Here is a 22,528-nt window from a genome sequence, read left to right as displayed (position 1 = left end):
CGCATGTCACTGACCAACAGCCCGCTGCCCCGTCAGGTCGCCGACTCCTTCGTCGACGAGCTCATCGCCCTCGATCCGATCACCGGTACGTTCCTCGGCGTCAAAGAGAGTTCGAGCCGTCTGCCCGACACCTCGCCGGCCGGCGGCGAGGCGCTCGCCCGGCTCCAGCGTGACACGCTCGCCCGGCTCGACGAGGCCGAGCGGCAGCCCGGCGCGGACAGTGACATCGAGCGTCGCTGCGCACGTCTGCTGCGCGAGCGGCTCACCGCCTCCCTCGCCGTGCACGAGGCGGACGAGAGCCTGCGTTCCGTCAGCAACCTGAGCTCGGCCGCGCACGCGGTACGCCAGGTGTTCACCGTGACGCCCACGGCCACCGAGGAGGACTGGGCCGCGATCGCGGAGCGGCTGCGCGCGGTGCCGGCCGCGCTGGAGGGCTACCGGCAGTCCCTGGAACTCGGTCTGGAGCGGAAGCTGCACGCGGGTCCGCGCGCCACCGCCACCTTCGTCGGACAGCTCGGCGAATGGACCGACACCGGCGACGGCCGGGGCTGGTTCGAGCAGTTCGCCGCGTCCGGGCCCGAGGCGCTGCGCGCCGAACTGGACGAGGCCGCCCGCGCCGCCACCCAGGGCGTCGCGGCGCTGCGCGACTGGATGCGGGACGTGTACGCGCCGGCGATCGAGGGCGCCCCCGACGTGGTGGGCCGCGAGCGGTACGCCCGCTGGGTCCGCTACTTCAACGGCACCGACCTCGACCTGGACGAGGCGTACGCGTACGGCTGGTCCGAATACCACCGGCTGCTCGGCGAGATGCGGACCGAGGCCGAGAAGATCCTGCCCGGCGCGGCCACGCCGTGGGTGGCGCTGGCGCACCTGGACGAGCACGGCACCCACGTCGAGGGCGTCGACGAGGTCCAGCGCTGGCTGCAGTCCGTGATGGACGAGGCCATCGAGAAGCTGGACGGCACCCACTTCGACCTGGCCGAGCGGGTCCGCCGTGTCGAGTCCCGGATCGCTCCCCCCGGCAGCGCGGCGGCGCCCTACTACACGCCGCCGTCGGACGACTTCTCGCGCCCGGGCTGCACCTGGCTGCCGACCATGGGCCAGACCCGGTTCCCGGTCTACGACCTGGTCTCGACCTGGTACCACGAGGGCGTTCCCGGCCACCATCTCCAGCTGGCGCAGTGGAAGCACATCGCCGGCAACCTCTCCCGCTACCAGGCCAGCGTGGGCATGGTCAGCGCCAACGCCGAGGGCTGGGCGCTGTACGCGGAGCGGCTGATGGACGAGCTGGGCTTCCTCACCGACCCGGAGCGCCGGCTCGGTTACCTGGACGCGCAGATGATGCGGGCCGCGCGGGTCATCATCGACATCGGCATGCACCTGGAGCTGACGATCCCGGACGACTCCCCCTTCCACCCCGGGGAGCGCTGGACGCCGGAGCTGGCGCAGGAGTTCTTCGGCGCGCACAGCAGCCGCCCGGCGGACTTCGTGGAGAGCGAGCTGACCCGTTACCTGTCCATGCCGGGGCAGGCCATCGGCTACAAGCTGGGCGAACGGGCCTGGCTGCTGGGCCGGGAGCAGGCCCGGGAGCGGCGCGGTGACGGCTTCGACCTCAAGGCGTGGCACATGGCGGCCCTGTCCCAGGGGTCGCTGGGCCTGGACGACCTGGTGGACGAGCTGTCGCAGCTCTGACGGCAGCCTGACGAGCGGCCACCCCGATGCGGGCGGCCGCTACCGGGCTGCCGCCCTCGGCCGTTCGGGTGTGCTCCGGTGGCGGTGGACGGGTGCAGGCGGCTTGCTGGTGCGAGGGGTGATCGCACAGGAAGCGAGCCGCGCATGCAGACCTCCACGACCCCACGGCGGGATCCGTTGCAGACTCCACGCGCCGCCGGTGTGGCCGGGGTCGTGTTCGCGCTGCTGCTCGCCGCCGCCATCGTGCTCATCCGGCTCGGCATCCCGCAGGGCGCCGACGCGGTCTCCGCCCAGCGGCCGGATCCCACCCGCCGCAGCGCCGTCCACGCGGCCCTCCTGCTGGTGCCGTTCGCCGGCATCTTCTTCCTGTGGTTCGTCGGTGCCGTCCGCTCGCACGTCGGCGAGGCCGAGGACCGGTTCGTGGCCACCGTGTACCTCGGCAGCGCCGTGGTCTTCACGGCCACCATGTTCGGCGCCGCCGCGGTGGCCTCGGCCGTGCTCGACACCGCCCATCCGGCGGGCACCTCGCCCTCGCGGCCCACCTGGGACTTCGGCCAGCACCTCGCCTACACGCTGATGATCGAGTACGCGATGCGGATGGCGGCCGTCTTCGTCTGTTCCACGTCGGTGATCGGGCATCGCCTGGGCATCCTGCCCCGCTGGCTGACGCTGCTGGGCTTCCTCACCGCGCTGGTCCTGCTGTTCGTCTCCGCCGCCGTACCGTGGGCGGAGCTGGTGTTCCCGGCCTGGTCCCTGCTGCTCAGTGTGTACATCGTCATGGAGGGCTTCCGCCGCTCCGCCGCGGCCCCGGCGTCCTGAGGACTCACCCGATCGGAAGTCCCCGGCGGGCGATGGCACCCACGAGCGCCCATGCTGACGTGCGGGGAGTTCTCCGCGGTCCGAGACTGATGGCACGGACCGGCGGTACGCACGACACCTGGCCACCGGAAGGGCGGAGCCATGATGCGCCTTGTCGTCGATCTCAACAGATGTCAGGGGTACGCGCAGTGCGCGTTCCTCGCCCCGGACGTCTTCACCATGCACGGCGAGGAATCGCTCGTCTACAACCCGCACGCCGCGGAGGAACAGCGGGAGCGGCTGGCCCGCGCCGTCGCCGCCTGCCCGGTGCAGGCGATCACCGCCGACGGCCTGGACGGCGCTGTGGGAGGGACTTCCGATGGCACCCGCTGACTATCTCGACTGGCTCCGGCGCGAGGGCCGGATCGTGGTCGTGGGTGCCTCGCTGGCCGGGCTGCGCGGCGCCGAGACGCTGCGCGCCGAGGGCTTCGCCGGGGAACTCACCATGATCGGCGACGAGCCCTACGAGCCGTACGACCGGCCGCCGCTGTCCAAGGCCGTGCTGCTCGGCAAGGCGTCCCCGACCCACACCGAGCTGCCCCGCCGCCGGGAGATCGACGCGAAGTGGCGGCTGGGGGTCGCGGCGACCGGTCTCGACATCGAGGCCAGGCGGGTACGGCTGGCCGACGGCGACGAGGTCGAGTACGACCGTCTGCTGATCGCGACCGGGGTGAGCGCCCGGCCCTGGCCCAAGGAGGACGAGGCCCGGCTGGACGGCGTGTTCACCCTGCGCACCCGGGACGACGCGGCCGCGCTGCTGCGACGGCTCAAGGCCGGCCCGCGCCGGGTGTTCGTGATCGGCGCCGGGTTCACCGGTTCGGAGATCGCCTCGGCCTGCCGGGAGCACGGGATCGAGGTCACCGTGGCGGAACGCGCGGGCGCGCCGCTGGTGGGCGCCCTGGGCGGGGTGATCGGCGCGGTCGCGGCCGACATGCACCGCGAGAACGGGGTGGACCTGCGCACCGGGGTCATGGTCACCGCGCTGGAGGGCGACCCGGCGGGCCGGGTGCGCGCCGTCCATCTGTCCGACGAGAGCATCGTCGAGGCGGACATCGTGATCGTGTCGCTCGGCGCGACCCGCAACACCGGCTGGCTCACCGGATCCGGTCTCGGCGCGGGCCCCCAGGGCATCGCCTGCGACGCGGGCTGCCGTGCCTTCGACTTCCGGGGCATCGTCACCGACGACATCTTCGTCGCCGGCGATGTCGCCCGGTCCCCGCACGCGCTGTTCGGCTACCAGTTCCTCTCCCTGGAGCACTGGGGCAACGCGGTCGCGCAGGCCGAGATCGCCGCGCACAACATGATCAGCCCGAGCGCCGAGCGCAGGCCGCATCTGTGGGTGCCGGCGTTCTGGTCGTCCCAGTTCGGGGTGAACATCAAGTCGGTCGGGGTGCCGCCGATGGGCGAGCAGATCATGATCACGCAGGGCTCGCTGGCCGAACGCCGGTTCGTCGGGGTGTACGGCTACAAGGGCCGGACGATCGCCGCGGTGAGCTTCGACAACACCCGGTGGCTGGAGTTCTACCAGCGGCAGATCGAGAAGGGCGCGCCGTTCCCGGTGGAGTTCCCGACGGTGGACCGCCGCCCCGAGGGCCGGGTGCCGGTCGACGCCGACTTCCCGGACCCCGCGCTGCCGACGCACGGCCCCATGGTGACCCTCAGCGGCTACTCGCCGACCGACCAGCAGCTGGTCTTCCACCCCGCCCGCCACTGACCGTGCCCCGGCCCCGACGCTCCAAGGACCTGTCATGACGACGCAGACCTCGATGTTGCGCCAGATCACCGACTTCGCGAACCGCGCCAACCCGTACCCGGTGTACGAGGAACTCCGCAAGACTCCGGTGCTGCATGAGGAGGACGACGGCCCCTACCTCATCAGCTCCTACCACGACATCGAGGCCCTGCTGCACGATCCGCGGATCAGCTCCGACGAGTCCAACGTGACCGCCGGCGGGCACGACGACCTGTCCGGTCCGGAGGCGACGGGACTGCCGCCGAGCTTCATCCGGCTCGACCCGCCGGAGCACGACCGGCTGCGCCGGATCGCCAACAGCTCCTTCGGGCCACCGCACCGGCCGCGCCGGATCGAGAACATGCGGGGCCAGCTGGAGGAGATCATCACCGGTCTCATCGACGGCCTCGGGGACGCGCGGGAGTTCGACCTCGTCGACCAGGTCGCGTACCCCTTCCCGGTCACCGCGATCTGCCGGCTGCTGGGCGTGCCGCGCGAGGACGAGCCCCGCTTCCGTGCCTGGGTCGACCCGATCGTCGCGGGCCTGGACCCCGACAGCCGTACGGCCGCCGAGTCCCAGCGCACCGCGCAGGAGGCCCGGCTGCAGCTCGGCATGTACCTGAACGGGCTGGTGGAGCAGCGCGCCAAGGAGCCCCGTGACGACATGCTGTCCGACCTGGTGCACAGCAGTGGTCCGGACGGCTCCATGACGACCATGGAGGTACTGAGCACCGCGGTGCTGCTGCTCATCGCCGGCCATGAGACGACCGTCAACCTGATCACCAACGGCATGCTCACGCTGCTGCGGCACCCGGAGGTCCTGGAGCGGCTGCGCGACGACCCGGGCCTGTCGGTGCGGATCGTGGAGGAACTGCTGCGTTTCGAGCCACCGGTGCAGCTCGTGCCGCAGCGCACCTGTATCGCCGACATCGAGGTGCGCGGGGTGACCATTCCCAAGGGTTCCCGCATCTGGCTCGTCCTGGGCGCCGGAAACCGGGACCCGGAGCGGTTCCAGGACCCCGACCGCTTCGACCCGGACCGCCAGGACATCCAGCACCTCGGCTTCGGCAGCGGCATCCACAGTTGCTTCGGCGCCCCGCTGGCCCGCATCGAAGCCCAGCTCGCGCTGGCCCAGCTGGCCCGTCGGCTCGACAACCCGCGGCTGGTCGAGGACCCACCGCCCTACCGTCCGAACGCCGTGCTCCGCGGCCCGCGCCACCTCAACATCGCGGTCGACGGGGTGAAGTGACGGTCGGTCAGGACTCGATCCTGCGCAACTGCACCAGACCCAGCCAGGTTTCCGGGCCGGGTCTGGTGTAGGCGGCGCGCACCTCGTAGGTGCCGGGCTCCAGCGGGACCCGCAGATGGTCCCCGCCCTCCGCCTCGCCGCCCGGCCAGGCGGAGTCGAACAGGACGACGGGGCCCGGCACCCGCCAGCGGATCTCGTTCTCCCACACGGCGCTGTCGAGCGCGGCGGGGACCTGGGCCAGGAGCTCGTCCTCGGAGTTGGCGGCGGACCAGCGTACGAACGTGCCGTGGTCCGGCAGGAACGACGTCGAGGCGGGTTCGTCGCCGAGGACCAGGGCCGCGCTGTCCCCGACCGGGAGCAGTCCGACATAGCCGTCGACCTCGCAGGCCCGGTCGTAGTCGGTGGCCAGTTCCTCGCTGTCGGCTCCGGCCCAGAACGGCAGGACCGTCTCCGGGACCGCCACGAGCGGGCCGCCGCCCGACTCCACCCACTCCACCGCGCCTGGATCCGCATAACGAGTCATGGGGTGAACCTACACGGACAGCGACGGCACGGGTTCGCCGCCGGGAATCAGCAACCGCAGTCGCCCGCGACGGGTGCCGTGAGCGGGTCCGGGGCGCGCCGCTCCCGGCCCTGCCAGGTCTCGAACTCGAAGCCCTCACGCACCCAGTACTCGAACCCGCCGAGCATCTCCTTGACCCGGAAGCCGAGTTCGGCCAGCGCGAGGGCGGCACGGGTCGCGCCGTTGCAGCCGGGACCCCAGCAGCACGTCACCACGGGCACGTCCCTGTCGAGGAGCCTGGCCGCCTGCTCGGGGATCAGCGCGGTGGGCAGGTGGACGGCGCCGGGGATGTGACCCTGCTCCCAGGACTCGGTGGAGCGGGAGTCCAGGACGACGAAGCCGGGGTCGCCGTCGGCGGCGAGGGCGGCGGCCACGTCGGAGACGTCGGCGTGGAAGGCGAGGCTCGCCCGGAAGTGGGCGGCGGCCTCGACGGGGGCGGCGGGGGCGACGCGCAGAACGGGGTTCACGGTGGTGGCGGGCATCCGGGGCCTTTCGCTGGCCGCCGGTGCGGCGGATCTCCTGACCCGAAATCTACGGCGGTGACCGACCGCCCTGAAGGTGCGATTCCCGGCCCTGGCCTTGTCCGGCCGGGGATTCCCTGTTATCCATCGCCCATGACCGTGTTTTCCCCGGACGCCACCGACTGGCGCATCCTCGATGTCCTCCAGCGCGAGGGCCGGGCCAGCTTCGCGGAGCTGGCGCGTGCCGTCGCGATGTCCCCGAGCGCGGTGACCGAGCGGGTGCGCCGCCTCGAGGAGGCGGGCGTGATCCAGGGGTACGCGGCCGTGGTCGATCCGGAGCGGCTGGGCCTGCCGATCCTCGCCTTCGTCCGGCTGCGCTATCCGAACGGCAACTACCGGCCGTTCCACGACCTGGTCGCCGCCACCCCCGAGATCCTGGAGGCGCACCACGTCACGGGCGACGACTGCTTCGTCATCAAGGTCACCGCCCGCTCGATGCGCCACCTGGAGGAGATCTCCGGCAGGATCGGCACCCTGGGCTCGGTGACGACGAGCGTCGTCTACTCCTCGCCGCTCCCCCGCCGCGCCATCGGCACCTGAGCGCTGCGCTGGAAGTGCCATGCTTGGCCGTCGCCCGACCGCGGCACCGTCGTAGCCGGTCGCGCAGTTCCTCCCCCAGCCTTCGGCCGGGGGTCCCCCCAGCGCCCCTTCGGGGCAACGGCCGCACCGCAGCGGACTTCACCAGTCCTGCTCAGCCCCCGCGCTGGTGCAGTGCCGAGCCCGACCTGTCCTTCGCCACCTCCAGTTGGGCGTGGATACGGCGGCGCAGGTCCGGGACATGGCTGACGATGCCCACGCTGCGGTCGCGTTCGCGCAGCGAGTCGAGGACGTCGAGGACCTCGTCCAGGGTCTGTTCGTCGAGGCTGCCGAAGCCCTCGTCGATGAAGAGGGTGTCGAGCCGGACCCCGCCGGCCTCGTCGGTGACGACGTCGGCGAGGCCGAGGGCGAGCGCCAGGGAGGCGAAGAAGGTCTCGCCGCCGGACAGGGTGGCGGTGTCCCGTTCGCGTCCGGTCCAGGCGTCGACGACGTGCAGCCCGAGGCCACTGCGGCCGCGTCCGGTGCGGTCGTCGGAGTGGACGAGGGTGTAGCGGCCGGAGGACATGCGGTGCAGGCGTACGGTCGCTGCGGCGGCGACCTGTTCCAGGCGGGCCGCCAGGACGTACGACTCCAGTCGCATCCGGCGCTCGTTGTCGGCGGAGGTGCCGGCGGTGAGGGCGGCGAGCCGGGCGACCCGTTCGTACTCCTCGCGCAGCGGTCCGAGCCGGCGTACGCCCTCGGTGGCGCGGGCGGACAGCCGGTCGAGTTCGGCGCAGCAGCCGTCGGCCCGGTCCCGGGCGGAGGCGGCGTCGCGCAGCCGCCGGCCCGCAATGGCGGCGTCGGCTTCCGCCGCGTCGAGGTCGGCGGGCGGCTGCTGGGCGGCCGCCGCGGTGTCGGCCTCCGCCAGTACCGCGCGCACCGCCGCCTCCTCGGACTGCCAGTCGTCCAGGCGCCGTTGGAGTTCCCGGTGGGCGGTGTCGTCGAGGAGGGCGGCGGCCGCGGCCTGCGGGGTGTCGAAGCCGGCCCGGAAGGCGGCGTCGGCGAGCCGTGCGTCGGCGTCCTTCAGATGCCGGGCGGTGTCGTCGGCGGCGCGGGCGGCGTCGGCGCCGTCGGTGAGCAGCGCCGCCTGCCGCTCCAGCTGCGCGGCCCGGGCGGCGACGCTGACCGCACCGCCCCGGGCCTTCGCCAACTCCGCCTCCAGGGAGGCATGTTCGGCGTCGAGGCCGTCACGTCGGGTCAGCCGGGCGGCGGCCCGTACCTCGGCCTGCTGCCGGCCGGTCAGCCGGCGCTCGCGCTCCTGCTCGGCGAGGCGCAGCTCCTCGTGTGCCGCGTGCAGGTCGGAGGCGCCGCGCCGGGCACGCGTGTACTCCTGCTCCAACTCGTCCGCCTGGGCGGCGAGTTGGCTGGTCGGGGTGTCGGCCGCCTCGGCGGTGGCGGCGGCCAGTGCCTCGCGGACGGTACCGAGGCGCCGCTCGTCCCCGGCGCGCTGTTCGTCGGCGCGCTGGTAGGCGGCGAGCGCCCGCTCCTCCGCCGCCCGGTCGACGTGCCCCGCGAACTTCCGCGCGGGCGCCGGGTGTTCGGTGGCCCCGCAGACCGCACAGGGTGCGCCGTCGGTGAGATCGGCGGCCAGCTCGGCGGCGATGCCGTTCAGCCGCTGTTCCTTGAGGTCGAGCCAGTGGGCCCGTGCGTCGACGGCCTGGCGCGCGGAGGTCAGGGCCGCGCGCTGGGCCTCGTCCGTGTCCCGGCCCAGCTCGTCCCGCAGCCGGGCCGCGTCCAGCCGCCGGCGGGCGGGTTCGCGCTGTACGGCGAGCTGCTCGGCGCGGGTCGCGGCCTCCTGGGCGGCGTCGATACGGGACTGCAGTCCCGCGCGCAGGGCGTCCCAGTCGGCGAGCCAGCCCGCTGCCTCGCGCCGGACGTCCTCGTCGTCCCGTTCCTGCCGGTCCAGGTGCCCGCGCTCGTCGGCGACCTCGGCGAGCCGTCGCTCGGCCCGGCGCGCCGACTCCAGCCCGCCCAGCTCCTCGGCGGCCCGGCGGGCAGCGGTGGCGAGCCCTGCCGCTCCGGCTCCCGCGAAGGTCTCCGGCAGCAGCGCCCGCGCGCGTGCCTCGGCGGCGGCCGCCTCGCGATGCCCGGCCTCGGCGGCCTCCCGCAGCTCCAGCGCCGGCGCCACCGCCGCCGCCCGCCGCCCCCGCTCCATCCGCGCCTGTGCCGCACGGCGGTCCCCGGCTCGCTCCTCCAGCCGTACCGCCCGCTCCCGCGCCTCGGCGAACCGTCCCTGCAACCGCGCCAGTTCGCGGACACCGGCCAGCGCGCGGTCGGCGGTGAACTGGGCGGACTCGGCCGCGGTGAGGCGGCAGTGGGCGACGGTGAGGCGCTCGCGGGCGGTGCTGCGGGCGACGGCGGCGGCGGTGAGGACGGCCTCGGCGAGACCGGGCTCGCCCGGGGTCAGCTCCGGCAGCTCCATCGCGTCGCCGGCTTCCTGCTGCATGCGGTGTGCGTCGGCCAGCAGCGCGGAGTCGCCGTCCCGCACCCGGGCCTCGGTCGTTCTGCGGCGCTCGGCGAGGCGCTTCTCGACGTCGGCGAAGCGCTGGGTGTCGAAGAGGCGGCCGAGCAGCTGGCCGCGGGCGCCGGCGTCGGCGCGCAGGAAGCGGGCGAAGTCGCCCTGGGGCAGCAGGACGACCTGGCAGAACTGCTCGCGGCTCATGCCGAGCAGCTGGCTGATCTCCTCGCCGATCTCCTGGTGGGAGCGGCTGAGGTCCTTCCAGGCGCCGCCCGTGGCGTCGTACTCGCGCAGCCAGGTCTGGGCCTTGTCGAGGGTGGTGCCCGAGCCGCGTTTCTTGGGGCGTTCCCAGGGCGGCTGACGGGTGATCTCCAGCCGGCGTCCGCCGACGGTGAGTTCGAGGCGGATCTCGGTGCGGGTGGCCGGGTCTGCGTGGTCGCTGCGCAGGGATGTGCCCTGGCCGCTCTGGCGGGCGCCCGGGACGGTGCCGTAGAGCGCGTAGCAGACGGCGTCCAGGACGGAGGTCTTTCCGGCGCCGGTCGGGCCGTGCAGCAGGAAGAGCCCGGCCGCGGAGAGCGCGTCGAAGTCGACGCTCTGGGTGGCGCCGAAGGGGCCGAAGGCGGTGATGTCGAGCCGGTGGAGCCTCACTGGGCGGCCTCCGTGATCCGTCGCGCGTACGCCCTCACCGCGCCACCTCCCGCACCGCGAGATCGGCGTGCACGGCGTCGAAGGCGTCGCCCAGCACGGTCAGTTCCCGCTGGTCGGGGCCCGCGCCGCGGACATGGGCGACGAAGTCCTCGGCGATCTGGCGGTCGGTGCGGCCGGCCAGGCGGCGGGCGTAGGTCACGTCGGGGTCGTCCGGGGCGCGGTCGGGGGCGAAGACCAGGCTGAGGGCGTGCGGGAAGCGGTCGGTGAGCCGGGCCATCGGGTCGGCGGGGCGGACCGGGTCGGTGAGGGTGGCCTCGATCCAGGCGGACTCGTGCCGGGTCAGGGCGGGGTCGGCGAGCAGGTCGTCGAGCGTGCCGCGGATACGGGCCAGCGCGCGCGGGACCGGGCAGTCCAGGCGCTCGGCGGTGACGGCACCGTCGGCGGCCAGGTCGACGAGCCACATGCTCTTGCGGTGGTCGGCCTCGGAGAAGGAGTACGCCAGCGGGGACCCGGAGTAGCGGATGCGCTCGGTGAGGGTCTGGCAGCCGTGCAGGTGGCCCAGCGCCACGTAGTCGACGCCGTCGAAGACACCGGCGGGGACGGCGGCCACCCCGCCGACGGTGATGTCGCGCTCGCTGTCGCTGGCCTCGCCGCCGGTGACGAAGGCGTGCGCGAGGACGACTGAACGGGTGCCGGACGGGCGGGCGGCGAGGTCGGCGCGGACCCGGTCCATGGCGGCGGCCAGCACCGGCTCGTGCCCGGCCTTCTCGACGGCGAACTCGTCCTTCACCAGGGCGGGTTCGAGATACGGCAGGCCGTAGAAGGCGACGTCACCGAAGGCGTCGGCGAGCACGACGGGCGTGCCGCAGGCCGACGGCTCGGTGCGCAGATGGATGCCCGCGCGGTCGATGAGACCGGAGCCGACGCCCAGGCGGCGGGCCGAGTCGTGGTTGCCGGAGATCATCACCGTGGGCACGCCCAGGTCGGCCAGCCGGTGCAGGGCGTCGTCGAACAGCTCGACCGCGGCCAGCGGCGGGACCGCGCGGTCGTACACGTCTCCCGACACGACCACGGCGTCGACGTCGTGCTCACGCACGGTGGTGACGAGGTGGCCGATGAAATCGGCCTGGGCGCCGAGCAGGTTCACCCGGTGGAAGGTGCGGCCGAGATGCCAGTCGGAAGTGTGCAGAATTCTCAAGACGCTGCTCCGACCTGCATGTTTCTCCCTACTTCGCCCCTGGCCACAGCACCGAACCAGCACGGTTCTCGCTCTCCGCACCGACCACGCTAACGCCTGTCAGCACCTGGTCCATCACGGGCCTCAGTCTGCCACCGACATCTGGGGTCAGGTGGCCGTGGGCGTCTGCCGTGATCTGGGTGGTTGCGTGGCGGGCCACCGCGACACTTCAGGACATCACCCGGGCAGCCATCGCTTCCGGCTCTGACGGAAGAGGGGTGAGACCGAAGTGGTCTTCCAGCTCATGTCGCAGGAACTCACCGATCTCCGCCTGGTCGGCGCCCCCGGAGCCGCTGAAGGAGAGGAGCCCAGCGCAATCGATGACCGGATTCACGCAGCGGAAGCCACCGGACTCCCCTCCCACCTCGTGGGGGCGCCGCGGTTTTCGTGGCTGGCCGCCGTGCAGCGACTGCAGTCCGGTCCCCGGGCCGATCTCCAGGATCCGCTCCCCCGGCCGCGGCCGCAGTACGGCGTCCATCCGGTCGGCGGTCAGGAACGGCAACGGCACGTCGAGCAGGCCGCGTTGGGCGTACGGATAGGGCGCCGTGTCGCCCAGCCACCAGACGGCGGCCAATGCGGCGCCCGCGCCGGCGGCGACCGCCCAGCGGGTCCGGGCCGGGATCGGGGCGACGGGGGCGGTGGTGAGGCGGTGCATGGTGTTCTCCGGTGCATCGATTCGGTCCGTGGCATGTGGCTGGACGGTCGGCGTCACGCGGGCCGGCTCAGTGCCCGCAGCGCCAGCCGGCCGCACAGCGTGGCGAGCGGCAGCTCGGCGCCGAGCGCCATGGCGACCGCGGTGGCGAAGTCGCCGCCCGGGGCCGCGGTCGTGGTGTCGAACCAGGCGTCCACCGCAAGCAGCGTCGCGGTCGCGGCGGCTGTCAGGGCGTGCCGCCGGTCGCCGCGGGCGGCGAGGAGGCCGGTGGCGATCAGGCCGAGCGCCTCCAGCGTGTCGAGCCCGACCCAGGCGACCGGCCAGTGCGCCGCGGTCGCGGTGGCCGGCAGGCCGGTGGCCAGCACGTACAGCCACGGCAGCAGGGCGAGCCCGCAGGCGACCAGCAGCCACCCGGCCCGCCGCATGCCCCGCGCCGGGCGCGGTTCCTCCGCCTCTTCGTGGAGCGGGATGACCTCGGCGCGGTCGAAGTCCTCGGCGCTGGCCACTTCCTCATCGCACAAGCCCAGTTGACGCATCGTTTTTCCCCGCTCCCCGCCGGCTCTCCCCTTCACGTGCTCCACCCTCCGCCGCACACCAGGGCGCCGTCAGTCACGCAGGGTTCCGACCCGGGGTGGAGACAAGTGCACCCCCGAACCGGGCGGGAGCGTCATGGCACGGGGATGGCCTGCGGCTTTACCGTTTGACGCATGCAACTCACCACGTGGCTGCAGCTGGTGCTGGGCCGGCCGTTCCGCAGGGCGGGACACCGGACCGCGCTCGTCGCCGCCGGCCTGCCGCTCCACCTCGCCGTGGTGCCACTGTGGCTCTGGCTGGTCGGCACGATGGCGGCGTTGGTGCCGGCCCCGACTCCGCTGCCCGTGCTGCTCACGCTCGTGGCGCTGCCCGTGCTGCTCACGCTCGTGGTGACACCCCTGCTGACCGTCGGGCAGCGGCGGCGCTACCGGGCGCTCGTCGGCAAGGACCTTCCGCGCCCCGCCGTACCCGGGCCGGGACGCAACTGGAAGTCGGCGGTGCGCCGGCTGACCACGCGGGCCTTGTGGCGGCAGGTCTGCTACCACACCGTGGCGGGTCCACTGCTCGCCGTCCTGGACCTCGCCGTCCTCGCCGTCTGGGCCGTCGCTCTCGTGGCCGCCTCCATCTACGTGTGGATCTGGGCGCTGCCCCCGCAGTGGCGGGTCACCGACGTCGGGTACACCACGCAGGCCGCGTACATCACCGCCGGCGGTCTCGCCCTGCTGTTCCTCGGGCCCCGGCTGACCGGCGCTCTGGTGCGGCTGGAGACCCGGGCGGCCGAGGTCCTGCTCGGCCCCAGCCGCACGGAGAAGCTGGCCCGCCGGGTCGCCGATCTCGCCGAGAGCCGGGCCGGCGTGCTCGACGCCGCCGACGCCGAGCGGCGGCGGATCGAGCGCGACCTGCACGACGGCGCGCAGCAGCGCCTCGTCTCACTCGCCGTCAACCTGGGCCTGGCCAGGTCCACCCTCGGCGACCTGCCGGAGGACGCCCGCAAGGTGATCGACGAGGCGCACCGCGAGGCGAAGGAGGCGATCGCCGAGCTGAACAACCTGGTGCGCGGCCTGCATCCGGCCGTCCTTGAGGACCGCGGCCTCGACGCCGCGCTGTCCGGGGTCGCCGCCCGGCTCCCGATCCCGGTACGCGTGGCGGTGGACCTGCCGCAGCGCCCCTCACCCACGGTCGAGGCCGTCGCGTACTTCGTGGTCTCCGAAGCCCTGACGAACGTGGTCAAACACGCCCAGGCGACCCGGGCGGACGTGACCGTGGAGCGGATCGGGGAGATACTGCTGGTGGTCGTTGCGGACGACGGCGCGGGCGGCGCGGATCTCGCGGCGGCCGGCGGTGGCACCGGGCTCGCCGGGCTCGCCAAGCGCGTCGCGTCCGTCGACGGCACGTTCTCCTGCCGCAGCCCCGCCGGGGGGCCGACCGTCATCACCGTGGAGCTGCCGTGCGCGCCGTGATCGCCGAGGATTCCCTCTTGCTGCGCATCGGTGTGGTCAAGGTGCTGGAGGCGGCCGGCTTCGAGATGTGCGCGCAAGTCGCCGACGCGGAAGGGCTGCTGGCAGCCGTCGAGGAGCACCGGCCCGACATCGCCGTGGCCGACGTGCGCATGCCGCCCGGCTTCACCGACGAGGGAGTGCGCGCCGCGCTGGTGATCCGCCGCCAGTACCCGCGTACCGCCGTGCTCCTGCTGTCGCAGTACGTGGAGGAGCGGTACGCCGCCGATCTGCTCGCCGCCAACACCTCGGGCGTCGGCTATCTGCTCAAGCAACGGGTCGCCGACGTCGAGGAGTTCGCCGAGGCGGTACGCCGGGTGGCGGCCGGCGGCACCGCGCTCGACCCGCAGGTCGTCGCGCAGCTGCTGGTGCGCCGGCACAGCGATCCGCTCGACCGGCTGACGCCGCGCGAGCGGGAGGTGCTGGAGCTGATGGCGGGCGGCCGGTCCAACTCCGGCGTCGCCGCCGAGCTGGTCGTGAGCGAGAGCGCGGTCGCCAAGCACATCAACAGCATCTTCACCAAGCTCGACCTGCCCAAGGCCGACGCCGACCACCGCCGCGTCCTGGCGGTGCTGCGCTTCCTGGGCGTTGCGACCGCATAGTGCGCGATCACGCCCGCACGCCCAGTCGACAACGGTGCTGAGCCCTCGCGGCCGATGGCAACTGCCGGCCCCTGGCCTTCCGTCTCACCGCCGGACAAGCAACGCAACACGGTCGAACGCCGCATCAACCGCTTGAAACAGTGGCGAGGCATCGCCACCCGCTACGAGAAGACAGCAGCCATCTACCTGGCCGGACTCCCCGTTGCGAGCATCTTCCTCTGGTCAGCCAGGTGCTCCGAACGAAACCGCCTAGTCACGAAGAAGTGACGCAGCGTGTGCGGTGCGTGAGCGCCCGCGGCGTGTGGGCTGCGGGAGCCCTTCGCAAACGTCGGAGCAGGACATATGGACGCCGGCCTCGCCCGTTCGCGGACCGGACGAGCGGCGGCCCCACCGGGAGAACCGGTGGGGCCGCCGCGGGCAGGCGTGTCAGCCCTCCTGCATCCCCCCGGGGATCAGGTGCGGTGCGCGGTCTCTGAGGACGCTCAGCACCTCCCGAAGCGCCTGCCCCCGCAGCTCCGGGAAGAACGCCTCGTCGATCCGGCCCTCCCTGGCCCAGATTCCGCCGAGCGACTCCGCGCACAACTGGGCCAGGACACTGCTGAAGTCCTCCCGCCGCAGGATCTCGAAGATCGCCTGCTCGAGCCGGGGACCGGAGTGGAACTCCAGGTCCATCGCCGCGTCGAGCTGGTCTGCCTCGGGGGCCTCCGGGTCGTCCAGGATGGCGATCAACTGGACCCCCACGGGGTCGTCGGGTGGTGGTGTCGACATCGGCTCAACCGCTCCTCTCAGAAAAGATCTTTGATGCCGTCGACGATGCCCTCACCGACGCCGCTACCGATGATGCCTCCCGCGACGCCGCCGACGACTCCGCCGACCGCGCTTCCGACGGGGCCGAAGGCGAAGCCTATGGCCGCCCCGGTCTCGGCTCCGTAGGCCGCACCGGCCAGACCGCCGGCCAGACCCGCCGCGTCGCGCGTCGCCGTGCTGACCTTCTGGTCGCTCGGCGCCGAGGCCACGTCGTAGGCGTCGTACGCCACCGCTGCCCCGAGCATCAGCCTGCCGCCGACCTTCACCCCGCTCTTCAGCAGGTCGATGCTGCCCGGTTTCACCCATGGCTCGTCCAGGGGGATGTGCGAGAGATTGGCGTTGGGGTCGGAGGATCCGAGGAGCGCGTCAGCCTTCTGTCCCACCTGCCCGGTGAACGGGTTGGTGGACTTGTACTTGCCGCTCTGGAAGAGCCGGGCCGAGACGCGGGGCTGGTTACTGCCCGGCTGCAGACCGGGTGTGGTGCTCGCCTGGAACTTCAGTTGGAGCATCCAGACGAAGGTACCGTCGGCTTCGGTGTAACCCCACTTCTCGACAGGGCTGTTCGGCTTCAGGGACCACCCCATGGACTTGGCCCAGCCGCGCAGGAAGGCCGCGTTGCGCTCCGTGTTGGACAGCATCTTGACCAGGTTGGTGCCGGCGTGGACACCGGCGACCGTGCCGTTGACGATCACCGACGTCGCGGTACCGCCGCCCGATCCGCTCTGACCGCCGCCGCCATTGCCGCCACCGCCACCGCCACCGCCACCGCACGGGTCGAGCAGGACGTAGTAGCAGCCGCTGGAACCGCTGCCGGGGAGGTACGGCGGGTCGCCGCGCTCCTGGGGGGTGCAGTACTTGATGTCGTACTGGCAGGAGTTGGGCTTGGAGCCGACTTCGAGGCCGGTCGGGTCGCTGTTGGAGACCGGGTTGTCCGCGGCATAGGTGTAGCCGCCCAGCTCCTGGGGGCTGTTGGCCTCGAAGACCGGGTCGGCGCTGATGAAGCGGCCCAGCGCGGAGTCGTACTTGCGGGCGCCGACGTCCGTGTAGCCGGTGCTCGTGTCCTGCGGCTTGTCCAGGAACGAGCGGGTGGGATCGGGCCAACTGGTGCTGTTGGCGCCGGCCCGTGTCTGGCCGTACGGCGTGTACTGCTTGCGGGCGACCTGCTGGGTGGTGACGTCCATGGCCAGGGTCGCCGTGCCGTGGTCGTCGGTGAACAGGTACTTCACTCCGCCGCCCGACAGGCTGGAGCGCACGGCGACGGGCAGGCCGCTGCCACCACCGTGGGTGTAGCTGCGGACCGCGCCGAGGAGGACGTTGGGGGTGACGGAGGTGTTGACGACGATCTCGGTGTCACCGGCGAACAGGGTGGTCTGGGTCGGGTCGCGCCGGATGAGCTGGTTGCCCTCGGCGTCGTAGAGGTACTTGGTGGCCGTGGGGGCCGATCCGGTGGTGTCGACCTCGGCCAGGTGGCCCTCGTCGTCCCAGGTCAGGCTCTGGCCGTGACCGCTTACGGGAGTGCGGGTGAGGAGGTTGCCCGCGGTGTCGTACACGAAGTGCGTCGGGTCGGCGCCTCCGGTGGTGTCGGTCAGGGTGTGGGGCTGGGCGCCGGTGGAGTTGCACGCGGCGGTGCAGCCGTTGACGTAGTTGGTCGTGGTGGTCGTGCCGCCGGAGCCCACCGCGTGGTCGATCGTCTGCCGGCGGTCGCCGACGGCGTCGTAACCGTAGGACTGCCAGTAGGAGCCGGGCGTGGTGGCCAGGGTGCCCGAGGTGGGCGGGTCGGCCTTGCAGTCGTCGGTCGCCGTCCAGGCGGAGGACAGCCGGGCGAGGGTGTCGTAGTCGAAGCACTGCTGGTCGGTGACGGTGTTACCGGTCTCCGACTGGCGGTCCGTGACGGAGGTCGGGTTTCCGGCGTCGTCGTAGCCGAACGACGTGTCGTCGACGGTGGGGCCGGGCGCCTGGGTCCGCTCGATGAGACGGTCGGTCACCCGGCGCGTCTGGTCGTCGTAGGAATAGGTCGCCCAGGCCGGGTTGGTGCTGGGGCCGAACGTCAGCCGCGAGGGTTCGCCGTAGTTGGTGTAGACGGAGGCGTCGACGTAGGTGCTGATGCTGCTGCTGGTCCTCGTCGGGTTGCCCAGCTTGTCGCGGGTGTAGGTGATGGTCTCGTTGTTCAGCCCCTGGGCGCGCGGGTCGCTCTGCGTCTTCAGCAGCTGGTCGTTGGTGGTGTACGAGTAGGACGTGGTGTACGTCGTCGGCAGCGGCGCCTCCGACGCGGGCAGGGTGATCGTGCTGCCGGTGGGCTTGCCGAGGGTGGTGTAGCCCGTGGTGGCCACCGTGTAACCGCCGGTCACGCCCTGCACGAACCGGGTCGAAGAGGTGGGCTGCCCGATCCGCAGGGTGTCGTACGTCCAGGACGCGAACTTGAAGTCCGACTTGCTCTTGTCGGTGCCGGCCAGCTTGCGGCCCAGCAGGTCGTAGGTGTAGTCGAGTTCGACCTGCCTCGCGTCCGTGGTGGAGACGAGGTTCCCGGCGTCGTCGAAGCCGTACTTGCTCGGGCCCGCGTCCGGGTCGGTCTGGGAGGTCTTGCGGCCCAGCACGTCGTAGCCGAACTTCCAGACCGCGTTGTCCGGCCCGGTCACCTGCTCCTGCCGGCCCGCCTTGTCGTAGCCGTAGGTGGTGGCCGAGGGGGTGCCGCCGGTGGCGGTGAAGCCGGTGGCGGCGGACCCGGACACGGTGGGAGCGGTGGTGTACTGGTCCAGCTCACTGGTCCGGCCGCGGGCGTCGGTGACCTTGGTGGTGGCCACGCCGCCCTTCGGCGGCAGGATCGTGGTGCGGTCTCCGGTGTAGGCGGTGGTGGTGGCCACGGTCCGGTGACCGTCGTGCTCCTCGGTGACCAGGCCGGGCCGGCCCTGACCGTCGTAGTCCGTGGCGGTGGTGTCCGGTATGGACACCTGGGAGATGCTGGCCAGGGTGTCGCTGGGGGCGCCGCCGATGTTGTAGGCGTTGTGGGTGAGGACCGTCCAGCCGTGCGAGTCGTACTGGGTGTCGGTCACCGTCGTCGAGCCGTTCTCGGCGGTGTCCTGCGTCTGCAGCGTGCGCAGCATGGCGTCGTACAGCGTCTTGCCGGTCCGGTAGGTGCCGTCGTCCAGCAGCGTGTTCTCGCTGATGACGGTGGGCGCGTTCTGGGCCAGCCGGTAGCTGTAGGTCATGTTCGCCGGCGCGCTGTTGGCCTTGTTCTCGTTGGGCAGCCAGACGGCCGTGAGACGGCCGAGCGCGTCGTAGGTGAGGGAGGTGAGCAGGCCCGCCTCGTCGGTCTTGGCCACCGGCAGTGCCCGGGCGGCGTCCACGGTCGTGGTGGAGACCTGGCAGTCCTTCGAGCTGGTGCTGTCGGTGGTGCAGGCCGCGCCTGGCGTCACCTGGGTGGCGGTCACCGTGCTGGTCGGCAGGGCGCCGCTGCTCGGGCTGAAGGCGGTGGAGACGGTCTGGGCGAGACTCTTGCCGTCCGGGGACGTGGAGTTGGGGGTACGCGTGACGTTCTTCGCGCGGCCGTAGGAGTCGTAGTCCGTGGCGACCTCGTCGACGAACGCGGTGGCGGTGGCTCCGCCGGCGGCCGACGCCTTCTGGACCAGGGTGACGTCACCGTGGTCGGGCAGGGCCGGGTTCTGCCTGCCGTCGCCGTCGTAGCCGAATGCCTTCTTGTCGTACGAGGTACGGGCGTCGGAGATCAGCGTGCCGCTGGGGGTGGCACCCGCGGTCGTGCAGTCCTGCGCGGTGGTGATGGTCTCCGCGGGCAGGACCAGCAGCGGGCTGGTGTTGGACAGATAGCGGGTGTAGGTGCACTGGGCGACGTTGTGGCTGTCGGCGGTCTCGCCCCGGTCGTCGACCTGCACGGGCATGCCGGTGGTGGGCTTGCCGAGGGCGGTGGTGTAGAAGGTGTCGGTCTCGGTTCTGCGCCAGCCGTAGGAGACCGCCTGCCGGGTCAGCGTCTTGGCCGTGCGGACCATCCGCGCCATCAGGTCCGGCAGTCCGCTGCGGTTGCGGGTGGCGGTGGGGCCGATGACCGTCGGTACGGTCACGGCGGCCTTGTCCAGGCTGCCCGTCGCACTGGTGTAGCTGTCGGTCTCGAAGACCTGCCCGGCCAACGCGTCGTCGTCCGCGACGTCGACCGTGCCGTCCTGGCTGGTCAGGTCTGGCACCGAACGGGTCTTTCCGCCGGGCAGGGTGTCGCCGTCCATGCCCAGGAAGTAGTGCGTCTTCGTCAGCGTCTTCTGGTCGTGGACCTGGGCGCCGTCGGTGAGGTGGAAGACGTTCGGATCGCCGGTGGTGACGTCCACCTCCGGGTAGCCGCGGAACTGGCCCCAGGTGCGGTTCTTCGCCTTGACGACCTCGTTGTCGTCGTAGTGCCAGCCGGGGTTGCCCTTGTAGGCGTAGTCGGTCTCCAGCCTGGGCTGCGAGCCGTCCTGGTAGGAGTTGTGCGGGTCCTCGGTCACCACGGAGGTGACCTTGTACTTGTAGAACCAGTCCATCCAGGGCGCCGGCTGCCCCGTCGGGGTCCAGTACACCGGGAAGCAGGACAGGGTGTTCGTCGAGGCGAACGACCTGGCCGCCGCGTCGGTGGGGTCGTCGGGGTCGCTCGCCGGGGCGCTGGAGCAGTTGGGGCGGTCGTAGGTGACGGAGGTCTCGGCGCCGGTCTCACTGGTGATCGTCTGGATGCGGTCGTGGTACATCAGCGGCATCTGCGGGATCGTGCCGACCCGGTTGGGCAGTTGCAGCGGCGGGTCGAAGCTCACCGGCAGTGTGGAGGTGCTGCCCGTGGCGCCGCCCTGGGTGTCCAGGCCGGTGCGCTGGACGGAGTCCAGCCACAGGGTGGGGGCGTGGTCGCCGCCGTCGGGGAAGGACTGGGTGAAGCTGAACTTGTCGACCTGCTTGGTGGCGCCGCCCACCTGGATCTGGGTGGTGATGGAGGTGAGGCGCTTTCGCGACCAGAAGCTGGGGCTGTGGGTGGTGCAGTCGGCACCTGAGGTGCAGTTCAGGTCGACGGGGACGTCCGGCCAGTAGGCCGCGTTGGCCGCGGTGAACTGGCTGTCCGCGCAGGTGTTGCCCGCCGGGGTGCCGGGGATGCAGCGCTCCGCGGTGTCGAAGAGGATCTGCTCCGGGGCGGTGCCCGAGTAGACGGTCGAGGCGGTCATGCCGTAGTCGATGCGGGACAGGGTGCCGCCGCGGGTGTAGGCGACCGCGGTGTTCTTCATGTCCGCGCCGTAGTAGCCGGTCTCCGGCGCGTAGTACCAGGCGGTGGCGTTGCTGTGGGTGTCCACCGCGTAGTCCAGGTTGAAGCGGTACCCGAGCGTGCAGGACGTGTCGGCGAAGGTCGTGCTGTCCGGGCACGCCGACACGCCGCTGTGCGCGTGGTAGACGGGCTCGCTCCAGACAGACCTGGTCTCGTCCTTGCCGCTGCTCCAGCCCGGCAGGCGGTTGTAGCCGAAGAAGTACTGCACGCCTCCTTCGGTGACCTTGAAGTACTCGCCGTTGTCGGTGCCGTTCGTGGTGCCCGTCAGGTCCTCCACCTTGGTGGTAGCGTCGTCCTGCGCCGGGTGGAACGTCTTGGTGGTGTCGTCGTAGACCAGCTGGGTCGACCTGCCGTTCAGGGACAGGGTGAGGATCTGTCCCGCCCAGCACTGGTCGCCGTCGTTCTTGGGCGCGCCCGAGGACGAGTCGTCGTCGCAGGGCTTGTACGTGCGCTCGACGTAGCTCTCCGTCGAACTCCACCCGTCGCCCAGCCACGAGGACTGGTTGTTGGTGCCCTCCGTCCGGGCGTCCTGGCTGGAGGAGTCGTACGAGAGGCCGACCTGGGGGGTGACGCCGCCGATCGCGGCAGGCACCGTGACGGGGTAGCTGTAGGTGAACGCGCCGGTGTTCCCCGACGTCGACCACGAGCCCGCGGGCGACAGGCTGGTCGCCGAGTAGTCGCCTGCCGGGCCCGAGGAGCCCGCTGCCGCCGCCATGACCACCATGGCGCCGGGTGACGCGGCGGCCGTACGGGCACGGGCGGTGCCGGCGGATGCCGTGCCGGGCACGGTGACCTGCGCGGAAAGGGGCGCTCCCGGAGCGGTGCGCACCGCCGTCTGCGCCTGGCACTCGGCCCGCTTCGGCGTGGTCAACGCGCACGCGGGGAGCTGCACCAGGTGCAGACGGGTGGCGAAGTCACCGCCGAAGGCGTAGCGGAAGGAGGAGTCGTCGACCCGCAGTGCGACCTTTCCGCCGCCCGGGCTGGTGCGCCGTAGCGTGAAGAGCACACCGTGCACACCGGCGGCGCGGGCGGCCTTCTGGTCCAGCACGGTCACGCGGACGCGCTGCGCCCCGGTGACGGCGCTCGCCGCGGGCCGTGCGCCTGCCGCCGGGCCGAGCAGGACGGGTGTGCCGCCGGCCCGCTTCTGCGTCGCCCTGGCGGTCAGGTGCCCTGCGGCGGGGGCGACGGGCAGGGTGACCTCGGCGCTGCCCGGCAGGGGGAGCTTCCCGTGGGCGGCGGGGTCGAAGTGCTTGAACCCCTGGTGCGGCACGGTGTGCCGGGGCTTCGCGTGAGTGAAGGGGATCCGCTTGTCGTGCGGGGCGGGCGGGGCCGCCACATGGCGCTCCGTCTGCGCCGCCGCGGCCATACCGGCGGGCAGCAGTCCCGACAGAACCATGGCGCCGACCGTCACGAAGACCGTACGCCGAAATCTTCGGGTGCGTGAGTCCCACCGGGCCCGACTCCACCCCGTTGTGCGCGCCATAGTGCGCGACCCCCTCCTTGAGCAGGAGCACACAGGTCGCCCGACGGGCGTCTGAGTGCACGTCAAACGGGGGCACACAAAGATCACTTCCCCCGTGGGCGTCACGCTAGGTCCTCACAGACCCTCCACAGGTAAAG

At 72.2% G+C, this 22,528-nt stretch carries 16 protein-coding genes; 8 read left to right on the top strand and 8 right to left on the bottom strand.

The genetic code is table 11. The features are described from left to right. Positions 1-3: 3 nt before the first annotated feature. The 5 genes from ACZ5K7_RS28820 (at position 4) to ACZ5K7_RS28800 (ending at position 5,531) form a co-directional block, all read left to right on the top strand. Positions 4-1,692 carry a DUF885 domain-containing protein gene (locus ACZ5K7_RS28820; RefSeq protein ID WP_351705897.1) on the top strand — a complete coding sequence of 563 codons (1,689 nt, stop codon included), beginning with the start codon at positions 4-6 and terminating at the stop codon, positions 1,690-1,692. A 144-nt stretch (positions 1,693-1,836) separates the two neighbouring features. Continuing rightward, positions 1,837-2,511 carry a hypothetical protein gene (locus tag ACZ5K7_RS28815; protein ID WP_468917713.1) on the top strand — a complete coding sequence of 225 codons (675 nt, stop codon included), beginning with the start codon at positions 1,837-1,839 and terminating at the stop codon, positions 2,509-2,511. A 144-nt stretch (positions 2,512-2,655) separates the two neighbouring features. Beyond that, entirely contained in the window at positions 2,656-2,883 is a 228-nt protein-coding gene (locus ACZ5K7_RS28810; RefSeq protein ID WP_351706295.1) for a ferredoxin, read from the top strand. Beyond that, positions 2,870-4,264, top strand: coding sequence for an NAD(P)/FAD-dependent oxidoreductase (locus tag ACZ5K7_RS28805; protein ID WP_468917710.1), 1,395 nt, complete (start codon positions 2,870-2,872; stop codon positions 4,262-4,264). Before ACZ5K7_RS28810 ends, ACZ5K7_RS28805 begins: the two co-directional genes overlap by 14 nt. Before the next feature lie 34 nt (positions 4,265-4,298). Continuing rightward, the gene (locus ACZ5K7_RS28800; RefSeq protein ID WP_450973725.1) at positions 4,299-5,531 is read left to right on the top strand and encodes a cytochrome P450; all 1,233 of its coding nucleotides are present in this window, start codon (positions 4,299-4,301) and stop codon (positions 5,529-5,531) included. Positions 5,532-5,538: 7 nt separating this feature from the next. Here ACZ5K7_RS28800 and ACZ5K7_RS28795 read toward each other — a convergent pair whose 3' ends face one another. Together ACZ5K7_RS28795 and ACZ5K7_RS28790 are read right to left on the bottom strand one after the other, a co-directional pair. Continuing rightward, on the bottom strand, positions 5,539-6,054 hold the full coding sequence (locus tag ACZ5K7_RS28795) for an immunity 21 family protein (protein ID WP_468917706.1): 516 nt from the start codon (positions 6,052-6,054) through the stop codon (positions 5,539-5,541). Positions 6,055-6,101: 47 nt separating this feature from the next. After that, positions 6,102-6,575: a rhodanese-like domain-containing protein gene (locus tag ACZ5K7_RS28790; protein ID WP_468917703.1), complete on the bottom strand. Its 474-nt coding sequence runs from the start codon at positions 6,573-6,575 to the stop codon at positions 6,102-6,104. 132 nt (positions 6,576-6,707) lie between these two features. Between ACZ5K7_RS28790 and ACZ5K7_RS28785 the strand changes: the two genes are divergently transcribed. After that, positions 6,708-7,154 carry an Lrp/AsnC family transcriptional regulator gene (locus ACZ5K7_RS28785; RefSeq protein WP_360495034.1) on the top strand — a complete coding sequence of 149 codons (447 nt, stop codon included), beginning with the start codon at positions 6,708-6,710 and terminating at the stop codon, positions 7,152-7,154. Between the two features lie 151 nt (positions 7,155-7,305). Here ACZ5K7_RS28785 and ACZ5K7_RS28780 read toward each other — a convergent pair whose 3' ends face one another. The 4 genes from ACZ5K7_RS28780 to ACZ5K7_RS28765 form a co-directional block, all read right to left on the bottom strand. Further along, on the bottom strand, positions 7,306-10,296 hold the full coding sequence (locus tag ACZ5K7_RS28780; RefSeq protein WP_468917699.1) for an AAA family ATPase: 2,991 nt from the start codon (positions 10,294-10,296) through the stop codon (positions 7,306-7,308). A gap of 34 nt (positions 10,297-10,330) precedes the next feature. Then, complete coding sequence (locus ACZ5K7_RS28775; RefSeq protein WP_468917696.1) at positions 10,331-11,494, bottom strand: exonuclease SbcCD subunit D; 1,164 nt, start codon at positions 11,492-11,494, stop codon at positions 10,331-10,333. A gap of 208 nt (positions 11,495-11,702) precedes the next feature. Then, the gene (locus tag ACZ5K7_RS28770) at positions 11,703-12,188 is read right to left on the bottom strand and encodes a hypothetical protein (RefSeq protein ID WP_468917694.1); all 486 of its coding nucleotides are present in this window, start codon (positions 12,186-12,188) and stop codon (positions 11,703-11,705) included. 53 nt (positions 12,189-12,241) lie between these two features. Next, on the bottom strand, positions 12,242-12,757 hold the full coding sequence (locus tag ACZ5K7_RS28765; RefSeq protein ID WP_468917691.1) for a hypothetical protein: 516 nt from the start codon (positions 12,755-12,757) through the stop codon (positions 12,242-12,244). Positions 12,758-12,892: 135 nt separating this feature from the next. On the opposite strand from ACZ5K7_RS28765, the gene ACZ5K7_RS28760 reads away from it, so the two are divergent. Both ACZ5K7_RS28760 and ACZ5K7_RS28755 read left to right on the top strand, forming a co-directional pair. Then, positions 12,893-14,179, top strand: a complete 1,287-nt coding sequence (locus ACZ5K7_RS28760; protein ID WP_468917688.1) for a sensor histidine kinase — start codon at positions 12,893-12,895, stop codon at positions 14,177-14,179. Continuing rightward, the gene (locus ACZ5K7_RS28755) at positions 14,167-14,817 is read left to right on the top strand and encodes a response regulator transcription factor (RefSeq protein WP_468917685.1); all 651 of its coding nucleotides are present in this window, start codon (positions 14,167-14,169) and stop codon (positions 14,815-14,817) included. Before ACZ5K7_RS28760 ends, ACZ5K7_RS28755 begins: the two co-directional genes overlap by 13 nt. A gap of 426 nt (positions 14,818-15,243) precedes the next feature. Here the strand turns inward: ACZ5K7_RS28755 and ACZ5K7_RS28750 are convergent, their stop codons facing one another. Continuing rightward, positions 15,244-15,585: a hypothetical protein gene (locus ACZ5K7_RS28750; RefSeq protein ID WP_468917682.1), complete on the bottom strand. Its 342-nt coding sequence runs from the start codon at positions 15,583-15,585 to the stop codon at positions 15,244-15,246. A gap of 17 nt (positions 15,586-15,602) precedes the next feature. Then, positions 15,603-22,304, bottom strand: coding sequence for an RHS repeat domain-containing protein (locus ACZ5K7_RS28745; protein WP_468917680.1), 6,702 nt, complete (start codon positions 22,302-22,304; stop codon positions 15,603-15,605). Between the last annotated feature and the right edge of the window lie 224 nt (positions 22,305-22,528).

It is taken from the genome of Streptomyces sp. NPDC031497 (assembly GCF_055580905.1).
The sequence above is the reverse complement of the archived record's forward strand: the minus strand, read 5'-3'. Positions and strand labels throughout refer to the sequence as shown.

Coding starts and splice junctions, on each gene's coding strand:
- ACZ5K7_RS28820 (WP_351705897.1), top strand. CDS start 4: ATGTCACTGACCAACAGCCCGCTGCCCCGTCAGGTCGCCGACTCCTTC.
- ACZ5K7_RS28815 (WP_468917713.1), top strand. CDS start 1,837: ATGCAGACCTCCACGACCCCACGGCGGGATCCGTTGCAGACTCCACGC.
- ACZ5K7_RS28810 (WP_351706295.1), top strand. CDS start 2,656: ATGCGCCTTGTCGTCGATCTCAACAGATGTCAGGGGTACGCGCAGTGC.
- ACZ5K7_RS28805 (WP_468917710.1), top strand. CDS start 2,870: ATGGCACCCGCTGACTATCTCGACTGGCTCCGGCGCGAGGGCCGGATC.
- ACZ5K7_RS28800 (WP_450973725.1), top strand. CDS start 4,299: ATGACGACGCAGACCTCGATGTTGCGCCAGATCACCGACTTCGCGAAC.
- ACZ5K7_RS28795 (WP_468917706.1), bottom strand. CDS start 6,054: ATGACTCGTTATGCGGATCCAGGCGCGGTGGAGTGGGTGGAGTCGGGC.
- ACZ5K7_RS28790 (WP_468917703.1), bottom strand. CDS start 6,575: ATGCCCGCCACCACCGTGAACCCCGTTCTGCGCGTCGCCCCCGCCGCC.
- ACZ5K7_RS28785 (WP_360495034.1), top strand. CDS start 6,708: ATGACCGTGTTTTCCCCGGACGCCACCGACTGGCGCATCCTCGATGTC.
- ACZ5K7_RS28770 (WP_468917694.1), bottom strand. CDS start 12,188: ATGCACCGCCTCACCACCGCCCCCGTCGCCCCGATCCCGGCCCGGACC.
- ACZ5K7_RS28760 (WP_468917688.1), top strand. CDS start 12,893: ATGCAACTCACCACGTGGCTGCAGCTGGTGCTGGGCCGGCCGTTCCGC.
- ACZ5K7_RS28750 (WP_468917682.1), bottom strand. CDS start 15,585: ATGTCGACACCACCACCCGACGACCCCGTGGGGGTCCAGTTGATCGCC.
- ACZ5K7_RS28745 (WP_468917680.1), bottom strand. CDS start 22,304: ATGGTTCTGTCGGGACTGCTGCCCGCCGGTATGGCCGCGGCGGCGCAG.